Source organism: Actinacidiphila sp. DG2A-62 (assembly GCF_035825295.1).
Classification (GTDB): Bacteria; Actinomycetota; Actinomycetes; order Streptomycetales; family Streptomycetaceae; genus Actinacidiphila.
In genome coordinates this window covers 268,044-288,035 of sequence record NZ_JAYMGI010000002.1, presented here as the reverse complement: position 1 = coordinate 288,035, position 19,992 = coordinate 268,044, and the positions used below count along the sequence as shown (strand labels likewise).

Genomic DNA, 19,992 nt, shown 5'->3' with positions numbered 1-19,992 from the left:
TCGCCTGATCCACCCGCCGCGGGCGACCCCGGGCCGCGACGGCGGAGGTCACCCCCGCCCGGGGCGGACGAGCCCGCCGGGCCGGCCGCGTGAGACGGCAGGCCCGGCGGGGGCGGTTCGCGACCGCCGCGTACGCGTCAGCCCAGTGCGAACTTCTGCGCGGCGCTGCCGTTGCAGTCCCAGATCTGCAGGCGAGTGCCGTTGGCGGTCGCGCCGCTGGGCGCGTCCAGGCAGCGCCCGGACTGCGGGTTGAGGAGCGAACCGTCCGCCTGCTGCTGCCAGTTCTGGCCGCCGACGCCGTTGCAGTCCCACAGCTCGACCTGGGTGCCGTTGGCGGTGCCGTTGCCGTTGATGTCCAGGCAGCGGCCCAGCGTGCGCAGCGAGCCGTTGGAGTTGTGGAACCAGTGCTGGTCCACCGCCCAGCTCTGGCAGTTCCACAACTGCACCGCCGCGCCGTTGCCACCGGTGTCGTCGGCCGCGACGTCCAGGCACTGGCCGCCGGGACCGGCGACCGGGGCGCCGCCGTTGACGGCGAACTTCTGCGCGGCGCTGCCGTTGCAGTCCCAGATCTGCAGGCGCGTGCCGTTGGCGGTCGCGCCGCTGGGCGCGTCGAGGCAGCGCCCGGACTGCGGGTTGAACAGCGAACCGTCCGAGCGCTGTACCCACTTCTGGCCGCCGACGCCGTTGCAGTCCCACAGTTCGACCTGGGTGCCGTTGGCGGTGCCGTTGCCGTTGATGTCCAGGCAGCGGCCGATGGTGCTCAGCGAGCCGTTGGCGTTGTGCTGCCAGTGCTGGTCCTCGGCGTACGTCTGGCAGTTCCACAACTGGACCGCGGCACTGTTCGTGCCGGTGTCGTCGGCGGCGACGTCCACGCACTGGTTGCCGGGGCCGGTGATGGTGCCCTGCGGTCCGTTGGGCACGTTGGTCTCGCCGCTGTAGCCGACCGAGACGATGTTGGCCTGGACGGCGTTCTCGGTGGCGTCGCTCGGGTAGCCCGAGACCATGACGCCTTCGAAGAAGGTGCCCATGTTGCGGTTGCTGTTGTCGCCGCCGGTGCCCAGGATGATGCCGCCCTCCTGGTGCATGGGCCGGTAGCCGCCGCGGGTCGGCAGCCCGCCGTTCCACCACGTCGACAGTGAACCGGACTGAGAGTTGCCGCCCTTAATGGCGTACGTGTCCTGCCCGTTGTTCTTCAGCATCGCGGTGACGTACGTGCTGTTGTTGCCCAGGTTCTTGGTGTTGGAGCCGTTGTCGCCCTGGAACATGCCGTTCTCCATGTCGGCTTCGACCCACGGGCCGGAACCGGTGCAGGGGGAGAAGTAGCAGGTGGTGGCGATGGACACGGCGTCCATGTGGCCGTTGCCGGTGTCGGCGGGGGTGCTCTCTGCGTTGCCGTAGTCGAAGCAGCAGTCGGAGCCGACGTGGGTGCCGCTGGCGACCATGTACACGCCCTCGGGCTGGCCGTTGACGGCGACGCCGGGGGCGGCGCCGAGGTAGCGGTAGCCGACGCCCGGTGAGATCCAGATGCCGTAGACCTTGTGGCCGCCGGCGGTCACCGCGATCTCGGCGGCGTCGGCGCCGCGGTCGGCGGCGCCGGCGGTGCCCGCCGGGCTGATCGCCAGGTCGCTGTGGTGGGAGGTCTGGTCGTAGACCTTGGTGATCCGGCAGGTGGTGTCGGCGCAGAACGTGTCCTGCGCGCCGGCGTCGGCGTAGCCGCCGGCCGACAGCAGTCCGATGTCGGTCCGCGCGCCGTCCGAGGCGCGGGTCACCTGGTACAGCGGTCCGTTGTAGGAGGAGAACAGCGCGCGGGTGGTGCTGTGCGCGGCCACGCACGGGGTCCCGCCCGAGGCGTACAGATCGCACGGCAGCGAGCCCGCCGCCTGCGAGGCCGCCGGCACACCGACCAGCACACCGACCACGGCCGCGAACGTCGCGAGGACCGACAGCACCGCCTTCCAGGACCGCGGCACGGTCGGGCGGTGCGGTGGGGCGTCCGGGACCGTGGCGGGGACGGCAGGCCGTCTTCTGCTTCTGCGCATGGGTGCTCCTGCGAAGTGGTGGGGGATGGAGCTGAACTCGTCCATGTGGCAGTCGAGTGGGCGCTGCGCGATGGCTGAAGCGGAAGGTACGCGCGCTGTGTGGGCGGGTCAATATTTGTTGCTTTCAAAGCCTGGCGGACATCCGTCGATGTCCGAATGTGTTGCTTTCCGCCGGTCGGGCTGGGACGGCGATCAGGCGGAGGCTGGGACGGCGATCAGGCGGAGGAGGACGCCTGGCCCGAGGGCCGGCTTTCGGTGAGCGCGCGCAACGCGGCCAGGGCGTCCGTCATGTGGTCGCGCAGATGGCGGCCGGACTCGGACCGCATCCACTGCCGCATCGCCGTCTGCTGCACCAGCGCGCCGGCGCGGGCCGACAGCAGCGCGGTGTCGGCGTCGACGCCGCGCTCGCGCAGCGCCTGGGCGACCGCGTCGGTGAGCGCGGCCTGCTTGTTCAGCTCGCGTTCCTGCAGTTCCGGGTTGGCCTCGACGATCCCGTTGCGGCGGATCACCGACTCGCGGTGCTCCTGGAAGAAGTCGGCCGTGGCCAGCAGGCCGCGCAGCACGGCGTCCAGCGGCGGCAGCGACGGCGGACACGCGGCGATCGCCGCGACGACCGCCTCGCGCTGCGCCTGTGAGGCGGGCCCGAACAGCACCTCGCGCTTGTCGGCGAAGTGGTTGAAGAAGGTCCGCTTGGTCAGCCCCGCGCGCTCGGCGATCTCGGCGACGGTGGTGCGCTCGTATCCCTGCTCGGCGAAGAGTTCGAAGGCCGCGGCCTGCAGGCGGCCGACCCCGTCGGGTTCCCATCTGGACATCGCTTGCGAGCATACCCATTGCACTGAGTGCAGTCGCCGGTGTTATCGTGACTGCACCAGGTGCAATCGTTGTGCCGCGGCCGTCGCCGCGGCGCCCGCCCAGGAGGTACTCGTCATGCGCGTGTTCGTCACCGGAGCGTCCGGGCACATCGCGTCCGCCGTCATCCCGGAACTGCTCTCCGCCGGCCACACCGTGGTCGGGCTGGCCCGCTCCGATCGCGCGGCGGCGGCGGTGTCGGCGCTCGGCGCGGAGGTGAGGCGCGGCGACCTGGACGATCTGGACGGCCTCGCCGCTGCCGCCGACCGGTCCGACGGCGTGATCCACCTCGCGTTCAAGCACGACGAGATGCGCACGGGCGACCTGATGGGCGCCGTCGACGCGGACCTGCGGGCGATCGAGGCGATGGGCGCCGCGGTCAAGGGCTCGGGCAAGCCCTTCATCGGCACCGGCGTGACGCTCGGCCAGGTCATCGCCGGCTTCCGGGGCCGGCTCACCGAGCAGGACGCGCTGCCCGGCGGCCCGCGGATCGACGCCGAGAACGCCGTCGTCGCCTTCGCCGAGCAGGGGGTGCGGTCCTCGGTGGTCCGGCTGCCCCCGACCGTCCACAGCCTCGGCCGCTACAGCCTGCTGGGCGGCCTGATCGAGATCGCCCGGGCGCGCGGCGTCGCCGGGTACGTCGGCGACGGGCTCAACGGCTGGCCGTCCGCCGACACCCGTGACGTCGGCCGGCTCTACCGGCTGGCGCTCGAAGGCGCGCCGGCGGGTTCGCGGCTGCACGCCGTCGCCGAGGAGGGGGTCACCCTGCGGGACACCGCCGCGGCCGTCGGCCGGCGCCTCGGCGTGCCCGTCGCGTCGATCGCCGCCGAGGAGGCGGAGGAGCACTTCGGCTTCCTCGCCGGCTTCGTCGGCCTGGACAACCCGGTCTCCGCCGACCACACCCGCCGCACCCTCGGCTGGACCCCGACCCGTCCGGGCCTGCTCGCCGACCTGGCGTCCGAGGGCGTCGCGTAGGGCGAGGACCGGGCCGGGCGGGGGTCCGCGCGAGCGCACGCCGGGACCGGGCGCGTCCCCGAGAGGTGCCTGCGCGTCCCTGCGTGTTCCTGCGACGGCCCGCTCCGCGGCCGCTACGGGCCCACGGGGTCCGCGCGCAGGCCCGCGACGAGGAGGTCGACCACGCGCCGTGCGTCGTAGCGGGGATGGCCGGCCCCGCGCACAAGGCGCCGACCGCGCGCATGAGTTCGTACGCGTCCTGGCCCGGGCGGATCTCGCCCGCGGCGGCGGCCTCGTCGAGGAAGCGGGCGCAGACCGGTTCCAGGCGCTCCACGAAGTACGAGTGGAGCGGGTCGTAGCAGGGATCCTCGGACTGGAGCGCGCCGGCCAGGCCGTGCTTGGTGACCAGGAAGCTGACGAACTCCTCGATCCACCGTCCGAGCGCGGCGTGCGGGGACGCGTGCGCCGCCAGAAGCTTCGGCCCGGCCTCGGCGAGCGCCTCGACCTGGTGCCGGTAGACGGCGATGATCAGGTCCGCCCGGGTCGGGAAGTGGCGGTAGATCGTGGCCGTGCCGACCCCGGCCGCCGCGGCGATGTCGCGGATCGGCGCCTCGACGCCCGAGGTGACGAAGACCGAGGCCGCCGCGTCGAGCAGCGCCTCCTGGTTGCGCCGGGCGTCCGCCCGCTTCGGCCTCGGCCGGTCCGCGGGCGCCCGCGCTCCCGCCGTCTCGCTGTCCGCCACTGGGTCCCCCCTCCTCGCCGGCGTGATTGATAAACGGGACGCTGTCCCGTATCGTCAAACGGGACGGTGTCCCGCTTGTTCATCATGCCAGAGCGCGGGGCGCCGCGACCACCCGTGCGCCGCGCCGTGCGGGGCGCCGACGAGGCCGTACGGACCCGCGGGCCGCCCCGGGACCGCTCCCGGCGGAGCGTCCGCCGACGCGGCACGGCGCGCCTCCCCCGTACGAAAGGCCGTCCCGCCATGACCGCGACACCATCCCCCTCCGCCGGCTCCGTTCCCGCCGACGCCGCGGGTCCCGCCGCGCCCGCCGCCGTCGTCTCCGTGAAGCCCGTGCGCATACCCGCGCCGGGCCGCGGTGACGACCTGCTGGTGCGGGTGTCCGCCCCGGCGCGGGGGCGGGACCTGCCGGTCGTCGTCTTCTCGCACGGCTTCGGCTCGTCGCTGGACGGCTACGGACCGCTCGCCGACTTCTGGGCCGCGCACGGCTTCGTCGTGGTCCAGCCCACCCACCTGGACTCCAGGACGCTGGGCCTGACGCCCGACGACCCGCGCACGCCGCGGATCTGGCGCATCCGGGTCGAGGACGTCACACGCGTGCTGGACCACCTCGACCTGGTGGAAGCCGCGGTGCCCGGCCTCGGCGGCCGGGTGGACCGCGACCGCGTCGCCGTCGCCGGGCACTCCTTCGGCGGCCAGACCGCGGGCAGCCTGCTGGGCCTGCGCGTCCTCGGCGCCGGGAACGGGCCGGCGGACGGGACGGGCGAGGACCTGACCGACCCGCGGGTCGCCGCGGGCGTGCTGCTCGCCACCGCGGGGACCGGCGGCGCCGACCTGACGCCGCACGCCGCCGAGAACTTCCCCTTCATCAACCCGGACTTCTCCCGGATGTCCGCGCCCGCCCTCGTCGTCGCCGGCGACCGGGACGACTCCCCGCTGAGCGTGCGCGGACCGGACTGGCTGACCGACGCCTACACCCTGAGCCCGGGGGACAAGGCGCTGCTCACCGTCTTCGGCGCGGAGCACTCGCTCGGCGGCATCCCCGGCTACGAGGCCAGGGAGACCACCGACGAGAGCCCCGCGAAGGTCGCCCTGGTCCAGCGCCTCACCTGGGCCTGGCTGCGGCGCGCGCTCGCCTCGGACGACTCCGCGTGGAGCGCCGCCGTCGCCGAACTGGCGGCGGACGACGAGCCGCTGGGCCGCGTCGAGGCGAAGTGAGCCAGGTGAGCCGCGTGCCGCCGCGGCAGCAGGCCCAGCCCGGGCCGGCCGCCGCGCGGCCGGGTCGGCGCCCGGAGTCAGGACAGCGGCGCGTGGTTGGCCCACACCACCTTGTACGGGCGCCGGGCCTGCCAGCGTTCGATCACCTCCTCGATGCCCGGCGCCGCGAAGGACGCGTTGAGGGCGTCGAGGTCGGTGACGCCGATCTGCACGATCGCGGTGGCCGCGAAGACCGGGCTGTGGTCGTCCGCCGGGACGCGGATGTGGCGCTGGGCGCTGAACGAGGTGAGCGCACCGGTGGCGCGCATGACCTTTTCGATGTCGCCGAGGTATTGATCCAGCTCGGCGTCGGGGATCGGTTCGTCGAACGAGACGATCATCGTGTGGTGAATCATGAGGCCCATCGAACCTCCGGCGGCGGCCGAAGTCCAAGATCCACTGGTTCATGAGCGATAACCTCCAGGCATGGCCGAACTGGAGACACGGGAGCTGGAGTACTTCGTCGCCGTCGCCGAGGAGCTGCACTTCGGCCGCGCCGCGGTACGCCTGTCCATCGCGCAGCCCGCGCTGTCGAAGGCGGTCCGGCGCGTCGAGTCGCGGCTCGGCGTCGAGCTGCTGATCCGCTCCAGCCGCCACGTCGCGCTGACCCCGGCGGGCGAGGCGCTGCTGCACCACGGCCGGCTGGCGCTCGACGCGGTGGGCGCGGCGGCCAGCAGCGCCCGCCGGGCCGGCGATCCGCAGGCGCAGCTGCGGCTGGTGATCAAGCCGGGCGGCGACGCCAACCTGCTGTCGGGCATCCTCGCCGCGTACGCCCACCAGCCCGACGCACGGCGCGTCGAGGTGCTGTTCGGCGGTGCCACCGACCGCGCCGACCATGTGCGCGACGGCAGGGCGGACGTGGCGCTGCTCTATGCGCCGTTCGACGACCTGACCGGTCTGGAGCACCGGACGCTGCTGGTCGAGGAGCGCGTCGCGGTCCTGCCGCGCGGCCACCGGCTGGCCGGGCGCGCCGAGTTGACGCTCGCCGACCTGGCCGGGGAGCGGCTGCCGCGCTGGAAGGGGATGTCCGCAGACGGTACGGGCGGGGCCGCGGGCCCGGCGGGCGCCGGCCGGGCGGGGTCCGCGGGCTCCGGGCGCGCCTCGGCCGTCCCCGGCGAGCCGGCGGTCTCCGACCGGGCGAGCGGACCGGAGATCGACGACGTGGCGCAGCTGAACCACCTGATCCTGCTCGGCCGGGCGGTGGCGGTCCTGCCGCGCTCGGTGGTGCAGCCGTACCACCCCGACCTGGTGTACCCGCCGGTGGCGGACGCCCCGCCCAGTCGGGTGGTCGTCGCCTGGTCCCGGCACGACCACCGGCCGCTGGTCGCCTCGTTCGTTACGGCGGCGGTGGCCGCGAGCCCGCGCCGGCCCGGCGGCGACGCGGACCGGGACGGATGAGGCCGGCCGGGGGCGGCGGGCTCAGTCCCGGACGTGCGGAGCCAGCAGCGCGGGCGTCAGATCGGCCAGGGTGCGCCCGCCGCTCAGCGCGACCGTCAGGTCGAACTCGGCGAGCAGGCACTTCAGCACGTGCTCGACGCCCGCCTGGCCGCCGAGCCCCAGCCCGTACATGTACGGGCGTCCCAGCAGCACCGCCCGCGCGCCCAGGGCCAGTGCCTTGACGACGTCCGCGCCGGTGCGCACGCCGCTGTCGAACAGCACCGTGAGGTCCGCGCCGACCGCTTCGACCACGCCGGGCAGCGCGTCCAGCGACGCGGTCGCGCCGTCGACCTGGCGGCCCCCGTGGTTGGAGACCACCACGCCGTCCATGCCCGCGTCGCGCGCCCGCCGCGCGTCGTCGGGGTGCTGGATGCCTTTCAGCACCACCGGGCCGTCCCAGTGCTCCCGTACGAAGGCCAGGTCGTCCCAGGTGAGCGTCGGATCGCCGAACATGCCCGCCCAGTGCGCGACCCGCGCGAAGTCGTCCGCGCGCTGCTCCGGCGCGATCCCGGCGAGGAACGCCGGCTCGGTCAGATAGTCGGCCAGGCCCTCCAGCCGCAGGAACGGCAGGTAGGCGCGGTCCAGGTCGCCGGGCCGCCAGCCCATCATGAAGGTGTCCAAGGTGACCACCAGCGCCGAGTACCCCGCCTTCCGGGCCCGCCCCAGCAGGGCCGCGGCCACGTCCCGGTCCTTGGGGCAGTAGAGCTGGAACCACCGGGGCCCGTCGCCGCCGGCCGCGGCGACCTCCTCCAGCGGGTACGAGGACACGGTGCTCACGACCATCGGCAGCCCGAGCCCCGACGCGGCGCGGGCCGTCGCCAGCTCGCCGTCCGGGTGCACGATCGACTGCACGCCGACCGGCGCCAGCAGCACCGGCGCGGGCAGCGTGGCGCCGAACAGGGTGACCGACAGGTCGCGTTCGCCGACGTCGCGCAGCATCCGGGGCACGATCCTGCGCCGTTCCAGCGCCTCCCGGTTGGCACGCGCGGTGGCCCCGCCGCCCGCGGCCCCCGCGACATAGGTGAACGGCCCCCTGCCGAGGGTCTGCCGGGCGGCCGCCTCCAGCGCGAGCAGGTCCGTCGTCAGCGCCGGCACCTCGTCCGACAGGCGGCCCCGCAGGTAGATGTCGTTCTGGAAGTCGGAGAAGTGGGCCACGCGGCTGCCTCCTGTGCGTCGGTGTCGGGTCGGTGTCGGGTCGGCCTCGTGGGCCGGGGAACGGGCGCAGACGGGGACCACTCTCGCCGCCGCGGGCGATCACGTCGAGAGGTCGTACCGACGGGTACGCCGCGGCACGCAAGGAGATCGGCGAACGCTCGCGGCGCGGCGCGCGACCGGGGACGTGCCGAGGCGGTCTTGTGGCGGGCCGGGGGCGGGCAGAGGCTGGACCGTGGCCATGGCCCGCCGCCCGGCGCGGCGCGCGGGCCGCAGAGGAGGCACAGCCACGAGGGGGCGCGCTGCGTGACCGCAGAACAGCTCGACCACGCATGGGAGTTCACCGACGACCGGGGCGTCACCGCGCGCGGCGGCGGCCGGCCGCCGCGGATCGTCGCGTACACGCGCGCCGGGGCCGCGCTGGACGCGTACGGCGTCCGGCCGGTCGCCGTCTACGGCTCGGGACACGACAGCGCGGCGGCCCCCGAGCCGGCCACGTCCGGCGCGCTGGACTTCGCCGCGGTCGGCTACCTCGGCCCCGGGGCGGCCCTGGACGAGCGGGCGCTGCGCGCGGCGGACCCCGATCTGCTGGTGGACGTGACCTACGACGGCACGGCGCCGTACGCGGTCGACGAGGGGCTCGCCGCGGCGGCGGGCGTCCCCGTGGCGGCCCTCTCGGTGTCGGGCGGCGTCACCCTGGAGCACGTCGTGGGCCGGTTCGGCGCGTTGGCGGCGGCGCTCGGCGCGGACGGCACGCACGCGGTGCGCGGCGCGGCGCCCGGGACCGCCGCCGCGGGGACCGCGACGGACCCGGACGGCGAATGGGCCGCCGCGCGGCAGGAGTTGCGGAACCTCGCCGCATCGGCGGCACGGGCGCCGCGTGTCCTCGTGCTCTCCCCGGCCGGGCCCGACCAGGTGCACGTCGCCCGCCCCGACGCCTGGCCCGAGCTGAGCCATCTCGCCGGCCTCGGCCTCGACCTGCTGCGGCCCGGGCCGTCGGCGAGCGCCAACTGGCTGACCACGCCGTGGGACGGAGCGCTCGCGCTCGGTGACGACATCGAGCTGGTGCTGAGCGATGTGCGCGGCCACGCCACGCAGCCGGCGGAGCTGGCCGACCTGCCGGCCTGGCGGCGGCTCACCGCGAGCGCGGCCGTCCTGCCCTGGAATCCCGAACTCCCGCCCGCGCCCGCCGTGTGCGCCGCCTTCCTGCGTGATGTCGCGGCGGCGCTGCGCCGGCCCTGAGAAGTCAGGGCGCGACCGGCCGCGACCGCCCCGGAGTTCGTGACGCTTCGTGCCGCGCCGGTGACCATGTGCGAAGTGTGACGGTTCCCTGACGGGTCGCGACGGCCGGGTGGTTGGGGCGATCACGGGCGTAGCCTGGAGGGATCGGTCCGGCACCGGTCCGGTGAACGTCAGCCACGCGCGACCCCGGAGGCCCCGATGTTCAACCTCTTCGACGAGCTGTTCGCGCCCGGCCGCAAGCACACCGAGGACGAGCGCAACCGGCTGGAGCTGACCCGCGAGGACGAGGGCAGCAGCGACCCCGCGCGCGGCCCCATAGACCTCGCCTCCGGGACGGTCACCGTCCGCGCGCCGCGCCGCTCCGAGGAGAACGCCCCGGGCGGGGCGTCCGCGGAGGCGGACGGCGAGCCGGAAACGGGCTCGGAGCAGGAAAGGGGCTCGGAGTCGGAAACGGGCTCGGAGCCGGACGCGGGTGCGGAGCCGGACGCCGGCTGACTCCCGGACGCGCCGGCTGACTCCCGGACGCCGGCCCGCCCTCGTACGCCCCGGCACGCCCCGGCCGAGTTCTCCGGCGTCCCGTCCGTGCGCGAGGCCGGAGCCATGGCCTAGCATTGAAGAGTTCTTCAATTTCCCAGGTGCGTGGTGATCGGTGCGGAGGTCGTCATGGGCGGGTTCGCCGAGGTGATGCGGCAGCGGGTGCGCGACGCGCGGGCGGCCGTCGCCGAGGCGAGAGCGGCCTCCGACCCGTACGCGATGGCCGTGGCCGTGGACGAGTTGGAGGACGCGCTGCGGCTGGCGCGCGAGAACGACGTGGCGCTGGACCCGGTGCACGACGACCTGCCCGTGGGCGCCCCGCACGCCGAGGACCCCCGGGACGGCCAGCAGTTGGTGGAGCGCCCGGTCGGGGAAGCGGCGCCGGCGCGGGAAGAGGAGGGCGCGTGAAGCCGGGATCGTCCGTCCCGCTGTATCAGGCCAAGGCGGAGTTCTTCCGGATGCTCGGGCACCCCGTGCGCATCCGGGTCCTCGAACTCCTCCAGGACGGGCCGATGCCGGTGCGCGACCTGCTCGCCGAGATCGAGATCGAGCCGTCCAGCCTCTCCCACCAACTCGCGGTGCTGCGCCGCTCCGGCATCGTCACCGCCAGCCGCGAGGCGTCCACCGTCGTCTACGCGCTGGCCGGCGGCGACGTCGCCGATCTGCTGGGCGCGGCGCGCCGCATCCTGACCGAGATGCTCGCCGGGCGGGACGAGCTCCTCGCCGAACTGCGCGCCGGCGGACGGCCCGCGCGGCCCGCGCCGGGCGCCGCGCGAGCGCTGACCACCGTGCAGGTCACCGGCTCCTGACCGCCGGGGCCGCGGGCCCCGCGCGGGCGGCGGCCCTGTCAGGGCCCCGTCAGCGGCTCCGCCCCGGTGGCGGCGTGCGGCGGCAGGTCGAGGCCCGCGCCGGAGCCCGGCGGTTCGGCGAAGGCCGCGGCCAGGTCGTGGGGGAGCGGGTCGAGGCCGAGCAGGGCGCGCGTCGCCCGCAGCGTGAGGGTGTGCCAGACGCGCGCCTGCCGGAGCATCGCGTGGTCGCCGCCCGGCAGTTCGTAGCGGGCGACCCGCGCCCCGGCCGCACGAGCGCGGACGGCCGCCTGCCGGGAGCCGGCCGGCGAGGTGACCCGGTCGGCCGCGGCGTGCGCGAAAACCAGCCGCGCGCCGGCGACCGGCACGGGCGGCTCCTCGGGGGGACACCAGGGCGCCAGCGCGACCACGCCCGCCACGCCAGGCCGCCCCGCCGCGCGCAGCGCCGCACGGCCGCCCATGGAGTGCCCGACCAGGACGGTGGGCGCGTCCCCGGTGAGCGCGCGGAGCGCCGCGAGGCCGTCGAGCGCGTCCGCGGCGGCGTCGGCCCGCGCGCCGTTCCACCCCCGGTGGCGGTAGCGGACCCGCGCGACGGCCACCGACCCGCCGTCGCCGCGCGTGGAGCGCAGGAGCGCCCGCACGAACGGGGCCATCCGCAGGGCGGGCGCGTTCAGCAGCGCGCTGGGCGGGCGCAGGTCGCTGTCGTAGCCGCCGTGCAGGAACAGCACCGCGCCGCGCGACCGCCGCGGCAGCCGCCGCACCTCCAGCCGGTCGCCTCCGGCAGGGCTCACCCGACCGGTGCGACCCGTCGGCCCGGCCCGGCCCGTCCGGGACGTGCCACCCGTCCGACCCGCGTCCGGCCCCGCCACGTCATGCGTCTCGTCCACACTGCACCCTAGGCGACACCGGCCCGACCGGCCCGCGCCCCGCCGGGGAGACCCGGGCCGGACCCGACCGCGCGACCGCCGGCCGGGCGGCGCTCAGCCCTCCCAGGCCCAGCCGGTCACCTCGGGCAGGTCGACGCCGTGCTCGCGGACCCAGGCGTGGTGCCGCAGCCGCACCTCGTCCATCCGCTGGCGCAGCGCCGCCGCGCTGACCGCGAGGCCGGGTGTGCGGTCGATCACGTCCATCACCAGCCGGTAGCGGTCGAGGTCGTTGCTCACCACCATGTCGAACGGCGTGGTGGTGGTGCCGATCTCCTTGTAGCCGCGCACATGCAGGTTGCGGTGCCCGGTGCGGCGGTAGGCCAGCCGGTGGATCAGCCACGGGTAGCCGTGGTAGGCGAAGATCACCGGTTTGTCGGGCGTGAACAGGGCGTCGAACTCCGCGTCCTTCATGCCGTGCGGATGCTCGTCGTGGGGCAGCAGCCGGGCCAGGTCGACGACGTTGACCACGCGCACCGCCAGCGACGGCAGTTCGCGCCGCAGCAACTGCGCGGCGGCGAGCGTCTCCAGCGTCGGCACGTCGCCCGCACAGGCCAGCACCACGTCCGGCTCACGGCTGCCGTCGTCGGTGCCGGCGAACTCCCACATCCCGGCGCCGCGCGCGCAGTGCGCCCGCGCCTCCTCCAACGGCAGCCAGTCCGGGCCGGGTTGCTTGCCCGCGACGATCACGTTGACGTAGTCGCGGGAGGCGAGCGCGTGCTCGGCCACCGACAGCAGGGTGTTGGTGTCCGGCGGCAGGTAGACCCGCACCGCCTCGGGCGACTTGTTGAGGATGTGGTCGATGAAGCCGGGGTCCTGGTGCGAGAAGCCGTTGTGGTCCTGGCGCCAGACGTGCGACGTCAGCAGGTAGTTGAGCGAGGCGATCGGCCGCCGCCACGGCAGCCGGCGGGTGGTGCGCAGCCACTTGATGTGCTGGTTGGCCATCGAGTCGACGATGTGCACGAACGCCTCGTAGCAGGAGAACATCCCGTGCCTGCCGGTGAGCAGATAGCCCTCCAGCCAGCCCTGGCAGGTGTGCTCCGACAGGATCTCCATCACCCGGCCGTGCCGGTCCAGATGCTCGTCCACCGGCAGCGTCTCGGCCTGCCACGCCTTGCCGCCCGCGGCGAAGACCGCGTCCAGCCGGTTGGAGGCCGTCTCGTCCGGGCCGACGAGGCGGAAGTCCCTGCGGTCGGCGGTTTCGGCCATGACGCGTTCCAGATAGCGGCCCAGCACCCGGGTCGGCTCGTGCTCCTCCGCTCCCGGCCGCTCCACGGGGACGGCGAACTCCGCCAGGTCCGGCTGGGGCAGTCTGCGCAGCAGCAGTCCGCCGTTCGCGTGCGGGTTCGCGCCCAGGCGCCGCTCGCCGGAGGGGACGCGGGCCAGCACCTGCCCGCGCGGGCGGCCGTCGGCGTCGAACAGCTCCTCCGGCCGGTACGACCGCAGCCACTCCTCCAGCTGCCGCAGGTGTTCGGGGTTGGTGCGGACCTCGGACAGCGGCACCTGGTGGGCGCGCCAGGTGTTCTCCACCGGCAGTCCGTCGACCTCGGCGGGGCCGGTCCAGCCCTTCGGCGTGCGCAGCACGATCACCGGCCAGCGCGGCCGGTCGGGCGCGTCGCCCGCGCCGTTCGCGTCCCGTTCGCGCGCGGCCCGCTGGATCGCGGCGATCCGGTCCAGCGCGGTGTCCATCGCCGCCGCCATCGCCCGGTGCACCAGCGCGGGGTCGTCGCCCTCGACGTGCAGCGGCTCATGGCCGTACCCGCGCAGCAGCTCGTCCAGTTCGCCGCGCGGCAGCCGGGCCAGCACCGCGGGGTTGGCGATCTTGTAGCCGTTCAGGTGGAGCACCGGCAGCACGGCGCCGTCGTGCACCGGGTCGAGGAACTTGTTGGAGTGCCAGGACGTCGCCAGTGGCCCGGTCTCCGCCTCGCCGTCGCCGATGACGCAGACCGTGAGCAGGTCGGGGTTGTCGAAGGCGGCGCCGTACGCGTGCGCGAGCGAGTAGCCCAGCTCGCCGCCCTCGTGGATCGAGCCGGGCGTCTCGGGCGCCACGTGGGAGGGCACCCCGCCGGGGAAGGAGAACTGCCGGAACAGCGCGGCCATCCCGGCGGCGTCCCGGGTGACGTCCGGGTACGTCTGCGTGTACGTGCCGTCCAGCCAGGAGTTCGCCACCACGGCGGGCCCGCCGTGGCCCGGGCCCCACACGCAGATCGCGTCCAGGCCGCGGGCCCTGATCACCCGGTTCAGATGGGTGTGGACCAGGTTCAGGCCGGGCGAGGTGCCCCAGTGCCCGAGCAGCCGCGGCTTGACGTGGTCGGCGCGCAGCGGCTCGCGCAGCAGCGGGTTGGCCAGCAGGTAGATCTGGCCCACCGAGAGGTAGTTCGCCGCCCGCCAGTGCGCGTCCAGCTCGCGCAGTTCGTCCTCGGACAGGCCGGGGCCGGACGGACCGGCCTCGGGGTGTCGTCCGGACGGGGACAGGCCGTCCGTGGCCGAGCCGTCCGCGAGCCAGGCCGGCGCGGGAGTGGGGGACATTCGGTGCCTCCAGAAGGGGAATCGGCGGTCGTCCTGCCGGCCGCCCTCGCGTCCGCGGCCGTTGCGCGGACCGGGGCGTTCGGGCGCCGGGCGGGGGTCCTTCAGCCCGGTTGCGGGACCACCGCCACCGGGCACGACGCGTGGTGCAGCAGAGCGTGGCTGACCGGGCCGAGCTGCAGCCCGACCGCCACCGGGCGGTGCCGGGCCCCGACGACCACCAGGTCGGCGGTCCGCGAGGCGTCCAGCAGGAAGTCGCGGGCCCGCCCCTCGGGCGTCCGCCGCAGCACCGCCACGTCCGGGTGCGCCCCGGCCGGGGCGAGGAGCGCCGCGTCCAGGACGCGTTCGGCCCCGTGGTGCTCCGCGGCGGCCTCCTGGCCGCTCGCGTGCCCGGTCCCGGGCAGCCCATGCGGCGGACGCCGCCAGGCGTGCACGGCCACCAGCTCCGCGTCCCGCAGTCGCGCCTCGGCGAACGCGAACCCCACCGCCGCCGAACACCGGCCCGGATCGCCGACGCCCAGCGCGATCCGGGAGAACGCCGCGGCCGGCTCCTGCGGCACGCCGCGCACCACGACCACCGGACAGGGCGCCCGCGCGGCCACGCCGAGGCTCGTCGACCCGAGCAGCATCGTGCGCAGCCCGCCCCGGCCGCGCCCGCCCAGCACGATCACGGCCGCCGCGGCGCCCTCGCCGAGCAGCGCGGCGATGGGCTCACGGCCGACGACGCGGGTGGTCACCGCCACGTCCGGCGCGATCCTGGCCGCCCGCTCGGCCGCCGCGGCGACGATGTGCTCGGCCGCGGCCTCCTCCGGCGGCGGCTCGGCCCCGAATCCCGGCGCGGCCCGCTCGTACTGCTCCCACAGCGACGCGTAGACGACGTGCAGACCCACGGCCCGGCGGACCGCCTCGTGCACGGCCCAGTCGACGGCCCGCAGACTGTCGTCCGACCCGTCGACGCCGACGACCAGTGGCTTGTCCATCGCTGCCGCACCGCCTTCCCGGACGCCTCGACGCGGGCGCCCGCCGCCGCTTCCGGCCGTCGCCGCTTCGAACCGCTGCTCCCAGCCGCTGCCGCCTCCGGCCGCCGCTGCTTCCAGCCTCCGCGCATACCGGCCGCGGCGCACGGCCGGAGCACCCGGGCGGCTCTGGTCGCGGCGGCAATCCGTACCGGCGGCCGACCGTACCGGCGGCCGACCGGGACGCCCGGCCGCCGGTCGCGTGGCGGGCCGCGCCGCGCTGGGCGACGCTGGTCGGGGGAGCGCGACCCCCACGGCGGCGGCGCCGACGAAGGGACCGCGGATGGCACCGCACACGACGGCGGCGGCGACGGCCGCCGGGGACTGGACCTGGCGGTACGACGGGTACGCGCCGGGGGAGGAGCGGCTGCGCGAGGCGCTGTGCACGCTGGGCAACGGCTACACCGCCACCCGCGGCGCCTGGTCCCAGGCGGTCGCCGACGACACGCACTACCCGGGAACATACGTCGCGGGCTGCTACAACCGGCTGACCTCGCGGGTGGCCGGCCGGGAGGTCGAGAACGAGGACATCGTCAACCTGCCGAACTGGCTCCCGCTGCGCGTCCGGGCGGCCGGCGGCGACTGGTTCGGTCCCGACACCTGCGCCGTGCTCGCCCACGAGCAGATCCTCGACCTGCGCCGCGGCACCCTGACCCGGCGCTGCCGGCTGCGCGACGCGGCCGGGCGCGAGGTGGCGGTGGAGGAGACCAGGCTGGTGCACATGGGTGACCCGCACCTGGCCGCCCAGCGGGTGCGGATCACCGCCGAGGGCTGGAGCGGCGACCTGGAGGTCGAGTCGGGCCTGGACGGCGACGTCGCCAACGCCGGCGTCGCCCGCTACCGCGACCTGGCCGGCCGCCATCTGACCGGCCACCGCACCGGCGCGGACGGCGACACCGTATGGCTGGACTGCCGCACCTCGGCCTCCGGCATCCGGATCGCGCAGGCCGCCCGCACGCGGGTCGCGGGCGCGGCGCGGGCCGCGGGACCGGCCGGTCCGCCCGGCACCGATCCCGCGGACGCCGGTCCGCCCGACGCCGATCCCCTGAACGCCGATCCCACCGGCACGGATCCCCCGGACGCCGGTCCGCGCGCCGGCTCGCCCGCCCCGCCGCACTCCGCGCGGACCGTACTGGAGGACCGGGCGGCGTACCGGCGCCTGACGCTGCCGGTGGCCGCCGGGCGTCCCGTGACCGTGGAGAAGACCGTCACGCTGCACACCTCCCGCGACCCCGGCGGGGGCGACCCCCTGGCCGCGGCGCGGGAAGGGGTGGCGCGGGCGCCGGACGTCGAGGCCCTGCTCGCCTCGCACGCCGCCGCGTGGCGGGAGCTGTGGCGGCGCGCGCCGCTGCGGGCGCCGGGGGAGGCCGGGCGGGTGCTGCGGCTGCACCTGTTCCACGTGCTCCAGACGCTGTCGCCGCACACCGCCGACCTGGACGTCGGGGTGCCCGCGCGGGGGCTGCACGGCGAGGCGTACCGCGGGCACGTGTTCTGGGACGAGCTGTTCGTGCTGCCGTACCTCGACGCGCACCTGCCGGAGGTCTCCCGCGGCCTGCTGCGGTACCGGCACCGCCGGCTCGGCGCGGCCTGCCGCGCGGCCGAGGAGGCCGGCGGGCGCGGCGCGATGTACCCGTGGCAGAGCGGCAGCGACGGCCGCGAGGAGACCCAGGCCCTGCACCTCAACCCGCGCTCGGGGCGCTGGCTGCCCGACTACTCCCGGCTGCAGCACCACGTCGGGTCCGCGGTGGCGTACAACATGTGGCGGTACGCGGCGACCTCGGGCGACACCGCGTTCCTGTACGGCGAGGGCGCCGACACCATCCTGCGGATCGCCCGGTTCTGGGCGCACCGGGCCGCGTGGGACCCCGCCCACGGGCGGTACCGGATCACCGGCGTCGTCGGCCCCGACGAGTACCACGAGAGATACCCGGGCGCCGCCCGGCCGGGCCTGGACGACAACGCGTACACCAACGTCACCGCGGCCTGGGTGCTGGCCCGGGCGCTGGAGCTGGTCGAGGCGCTGCCCGCCGCGCGGCGCGCCGAACTGCTCGGCCGGCTCGCCCTGGACCGCGCCGAACTCGCCCGGTGGGACGAGGTGTCCAGGCGGCTGCGGGTGCCGCGGCACGCGGGCGTGATCAGCCAGTTCGACGGATACGGCGAGCTGGCCGAACTGGACTGGGCGGCGTACCGCCGGCGCTACGGCGACATCCGCCGGATGGACCGCGTCCTGGAGGCCGAGGGCGACGACGTGAACCGCTACCAGGTGTCCAAGCAGGCCGACGTGCTGATGCTGGGGTACCTCTTCGAACCCGCCGAGCTGCGGGGGCTGTTCGACCGGCTCGGCGAGCGGCTGGACGAGGCGGTGTGGACCGCGACCGTCGACCACTACCTGGCCCGCACCAGCCACGGCTCCACGCTCAGCGGTCTGGTGCACGGGTGGGTGCTGGCGCGCTCGCGCCGGGCGGAGGCGTGGACCTACCTGCGTGAGGCGCTGCTCGGCGACGTGGCCGACCTGCAGGGCGGCACCACCGGCGAGGGCATCCACCTCGGCGTCATGGGCGGCACCCTGGACCTGGTCCGCCGCGGCCTGCCGCTGCCGCCCCCGGACCACCCGGGCCCGCCCCCGGACCACCCGGGCCCGCCCCCGGACCGGGACCGCCCGGGCCCGCCGCCGGACCGGGACCGCCCGGGCCCGCCGCCGGACCGGGACCGCCCGGACGCCTCCTAGGGCGCGACCACCCGGGCGACGGACTCGCGCAGCAGCTCGCGGCGGCGGTCGTGCTCGGCCGCGGGCTCGTCGGCCGAGGCGGTGTAGACGCCGCTGGCCGGCGACCACGCGCTCGCCATCGAGACGATCAGCGTCAGCAGCTCGAAGGGGCTGCCGGGGCGCAGCAGGCCCGCCTCCTGGGCCTGCGCGATCTCGGTGAGCTTGTGCTCGTGCCGCACCGCGTCGAACCACAGGCCGGTCGGCCGCCGCTCCAGCCGGATCCAGGCGATGAGCCGGGTCAGGGTGGGGTGCCGCAGGTGCTCGTCGTAGATCGACACCGCCCAGCCGGGCAAATCCGCCGCGTCGAAGGGCACCGCGTCGGTGGTGCGGCCCACGCAGTCCGCGACCACGGCGTCGAACAGCCCGTCCTTGTTGCCGAAGTAGCCGTAGAGCTGGGCCTTGTTGGTGTGCGCCGCGGCCAGGATGCGCTCGATCCGGGCGCCGGCGATGCCGCGCCGGGCGAACTCCTCGGTGGCCGCGTCGAGGATGCGCCGACTGGTCGCGGCGCCTCGCGCGGTGGTCGGCAGATCAGGCATGTGCCGACCATAGCAGACAGAATAGTTGGTTTGTTTTTGCCCGGGGGAGCGGGCTAGGCTCAAACAGACCGAAAAGTCTGTCTGGGAGGATCGACATGCGTACGACCCACGGCTGGCAGAGCGCCGGCGACGGCTCCACGACGCTGCGGCGGACCGCGATCGAGCGCAGGGACCTGCGCGAGGACGACCTCGCGGTGCGCGTCGACTACTGCGGCGTCTGCCACAGCGACCTGCACCGGATCAAGGGCATGCTGGGCGAGGGCCCGGTGGTGCCCGGCCACGAGTTCACCGGCACGGTGACCGCCGCCGGTCCCGCGGTGACCGGCTTCGCCCCCGGCGACCGGGTCGCGGTCGGCACGGTGATCGACTCCTGCGGCGCCTGCCCCGCCTGCCGCGCCGGCCAGGAGAACTTCTGCCACGAGGGCGCGGTGACCACCTACGGCGGCACCGACCGCGTCGACGGCAGCAGGACCGACGGCGGCTACAGCCGGGAGTACGTGCTGCGCGAGGCATTCGCCTACCGGCTGCCGGACGCCCTGGACCCGGCCGCCGCCGCGCCGCTGATGTGCGCCGGCATCACCATGTGGGAGCCGCTGCGCACCTGCGGCGTCGGGCCGGGCAGCCGGGTCGCCGTCGCCGGCCTCGGCGGCCTCGGGCACCTCGGGGTGAAGCTGGCCCTCGCGCTCGGCGCCGAGGTCACGGTGCTCAGCCGCAGCGCGGACAAGGCCGACGACGCCCGCGCGCTCGGCGCCGCCGACGTACTGGTGACCACCGACGAGAAGCAGACCCAGCGGGCCCGCGGCGCCTTCGACCTGATCCTGGACACCGTGCCCGCCGCGCACGACCTGTCACCGCTGCTGGGGATGACCGCGATCGAGGGGACCTTGTCGGTGCTCGGCTATCCGGTGCCGACCACCGTGCGGGTGATGGACCTGACCATGGGCCGCAAGAACCTGTCCTCCTCGGGCACCGGCGGCCGGCGGCGCACCGCGGAGCTGCTCGACTTCTGCGCCGGCCACGGCATCACCGCGGACGTCGAGGTGCTGCCCTCCGCACGCGTGGCCGAGGCGCTCGACCGGCTCGGCCGCGGCGACGTCCGCTACCGCTTCGTGCTCGACATGGCCGACCTGGACCGCGACCCCGACCCGGTCGGCGCGGGCGCGCCCACGTCCTGACCCTCCCGGCCCCTCGGGCCCCGGCCCGCCTCGGGCCCCC

17 protein-coding genes and 1 pseudogene are annotated in these 19,992 nt (G+C 75.6%); 9 read left to right on the top strand and 9 right to left on the bottom strand.

The window, feature by feature from the left end; all coding sequences use genetic code 11:
- Positions 1-137: 137 nt before the first annotated feature.
- Together VSR01_RS01765 and VSR01_RS01760 are read right to left on the bottom strand one after the other, a co-directional pair.
- Positions 138-2,084 carry an arabinofuranosidase catalytic domain-containing protein gene (locus tag VSR01_RS01765; RefSeq protein ID WP_326447525.1) on the bottom strand — a complete coding sequence of 649 codons (1,947 nt, stop codon included), beginning with the start codon at positions 2,082-2,084 and terminating at the stop codon, positions 138-140.
- 170 nt (positions 2,085-2,254) lie between these two features.
- On the bottom strand, positions 2,255-2,851 hold the full coding sequence (locus tag VSR01_RS01760; RefSeq protein ID WP_326447524.1) for a TetR/AcrR family transcriptional regulator: 597 nt from the start codon (positions 2,849-2,851) through the stop codon (positions 2,255-2,257).
- A 115-nt stretch (positions 2,852-2,966) separates the two neighbouring features.
- Between VSR01_RS01760 and VSR01_RS01755 the strand changes: the two genes are divergently transcribed.
- Positions 2,967-3,863 carry an SDR family oxidoreductase gene (locus VSR01_RS01755; RefSeq protein ID WP_326447523.1) on the top strand — a complete coding sequence of 299 codons (897 nt, stop codon included), beginning with the start codon at positions 2,967-2,969 and terminating at the stop codon, positions 3,861-3,863.
- Between the two features lie 113 nt (positions 3,864-3,976).
- Here VSR01_RS01755 and VSR01_RS01750 read toward each other — a convergent pair.
- Positions 3,977-4,584 (bottom strand): annotated as a pseudogene (locus VSR01_RS01750) (TetR/AcrR family transcriptional regulator).
- Positions 4,585-4,824: 240 nt separating this feature from the next.
- Here VSR01_RS01750 and VSR01_RS01745 point away from each other — a divergent pair.
- A complete protein-coding gene (locus VSR01_RS01745) occupies positions 4,825-5,799 on the top strand; it encodes an alpha/beta hydrolase family protein (protein ID WP_326447522.1) in 975 nt (324 codons plus the stop codon).
- Between the two features lie 77 nt (positions 5,800-5,876).
- Here the strand turns inward: VSR01_RS01745 and VSR01_RS01740 are convergent, their stop codons facing one another.
- A complete protein-coding gene (locus VSR01_RS01740; RefSeq protein ID WP_326447521.1) occupies positions 5,877-6,194 on the bottom strand; it encodes a hypothetical protein in 318 nt (105 codons plus the stop codon).
- A 70-nt stretch (positions 6,195-6,264) separates the two neighbouring features.
- Here VSR01_RS01740 and VSR01_RS01735 point away from each other — a divergent pair, with 70 nt between their 5' ends.
- Positions 6,265-7,236: a LysR family transcriptional regulator gene (locus VSR01_RS01735; protein WP_326447520.1), complete on the top strand. Its 972-nt coding sequence runs from the start codon at positions 6,265-6,267 to the stop codon at positions 7,234-7,236.
- Between the two features lie 21 nt (positions 7,237-7,257).
- Here VSR01_RS01735 and VSR01_RS01730 read toward each other — a convergent pair whose 3' ends face one another.
- Entirely contained in the window at positions 7,258-8,430 is a 1,173-nt protein-coding gene (locus VSR01_RS01730) for a lactate 2-monooxygenase (protein WP_326447519.1), read from the bottom strand.
- Between the two features lie 303 nt (positions 8,431-8,733).
- Between VSR01_RS01730 and VSR01_RS01725 the strand changes: the two genes are divergently transcribed.
- The 4 genes from VSR01_RS01725 to VSR01_RS01710 all read left to right on the top strand — a co-directional run bounded on the left by VSR01_RS01725 (position 8,734) and on the right by VSR01_RS01710 (position 11,012).
- Positions 8,734-9,669: an ABC transporter substrate-binding protein gene (locus VSR01_RS01725; RefSeq protein WP_326447518.1), complete on the top strand. Its 936-nt coding sequence runs from the start codon at positions 8,734-8,736 to the stop codon at positions 9,667-9,669.
- A gap of 198 nt (positions 9,670-9,867) precedes the next feature.
- A complete protein-coding gene (locus tag VSR01_RS01720) occupies positions 9,868-10,164 on the top strand; it encodes a DUF6191 domain-containing protein (RefSeq protein WP_326447517.1) in 297 nt (98 codons plus the stop codon).
- A 147-nt stretch (positions 10,165-10,311) separates the two neighbouring features.
- Complete coding sequence (locus VSR01_RS01715; RefSeq protein ID WP_326447516.1) at positions 10,312-10,611, top strand: hypothetical protein; 300 nt, start codon at positions 10,312-10,314, stop codon at positions 10,609-10,611.
- Positions 10,608-11,012 (top strand): ArsR/SmtB family transcription factor, encoded by a 405-nt coding sequence (locus VSR01_RS01710; RefSeq protein WP_326447515.1) that lies wholly within the window; start codon positions 10,608-10,610, stop codon positions 11,010-11,012. Before VSR01_RS01715 ends, VSR01_RS01710 begins: the two co-directional genes overlap by 4 nt.
- Positions 11,013-11,050: 38 nt before the next feature.
- Here the strand turns inward: VSR01_RS01710 and VSR01_RS01705 are convergent, their stop codons facing one another.
- The 3 genes from VSR01_RS01705 to VSR01_RS01695 all read right to left on the bottom strand — a co-directional run bounded on the left by VSR01_RS01705 (position 11,051) and on the right by VSR01_RS01695 (position 15,438).
- Entirely contained in the window at positions 11,051-11,800 is a 750-nt protein-coding gene (locus VSR01_RS01705; protein WP_326447514.1) for an alpha/beta hydrolase, read from the bottom strand.
- A 189-nt stretch (positions 11,801-11,989) separates the two neighbouring features.
- The gene (locus VSR01_RS01700) at positions 11,990-14,461 is read right to left on the bottom strand and encodes a phosphoketolase family protein (RefSeq protein ID WP_326447513.1); all 2,472 of its coding nucleotides are present in this window, start codon (positions 14,459-14,461) and stop codon (positions 11,990-11,992) included.
- Positions 14,462-14,562: 101 nt separating this feature from the next.
- A complete protein-coding gene (locus tag VSR01_RS01695) occupies positions 14,563-15,438 on the bottom strand; it encodes a universal stress protein (protein ID WP_326447512.1) in 876 nt (291 codons plus the stop codon).
- Between the two features lie 319 nt (positions 15,439-15,757).
- Between VSR01_RS01695 and VSR01_RS01690 the strand changes: the two genes are divergently transcribed.
- On the top strand, positions 15,758-18,202 hold the full coding sequence (locus VSR01_RS01690; RefSeq protein ID WP_326447511.1) for a glycoside hydrolase family 65 protein: 2,445 nt from the start codon (positions 15,758-15,760) through the stop codon (positions 18,200-18,202).
- Here VSR01_RS01690 and VSR01_RS01685 read toward each other — a convergent pair.
- Complete coding sequence (locus tag VSR01_RS01685; protein WP_326447510.1) at positions 18,199-18,777, bottom strand: TetR/AcrR family transcriptional regulator; 579 nt, start codon at positions 18,775-18,777, stop codon at positions 18,199-18,201. The genes VSR01_RS01690 and VSR01_RS01685 overlap by 4 nt on opposite strands.
- A gap of 95 nt (positions 18,778-18,872) precedes the next feature.
- Between VSR01_RS01685 and VSR01_RS01680 the strand changes: the two genes are divergently transcribed.
- On the top strand, positions 18,873-19,952 hold the full coding sequence (locus VSR01_RS01680) for an NAD(P)-dependent alcohol dehydrogenase (RefSeq protein WP_326447509.1): 1,080 nt from the start codon (positions 18,873-18,875) through the stop codon (positions 19,950-19,952).
- The last annotated feature ends 40 nt before the right edge of the window (positions 19,953-19,992 follow it).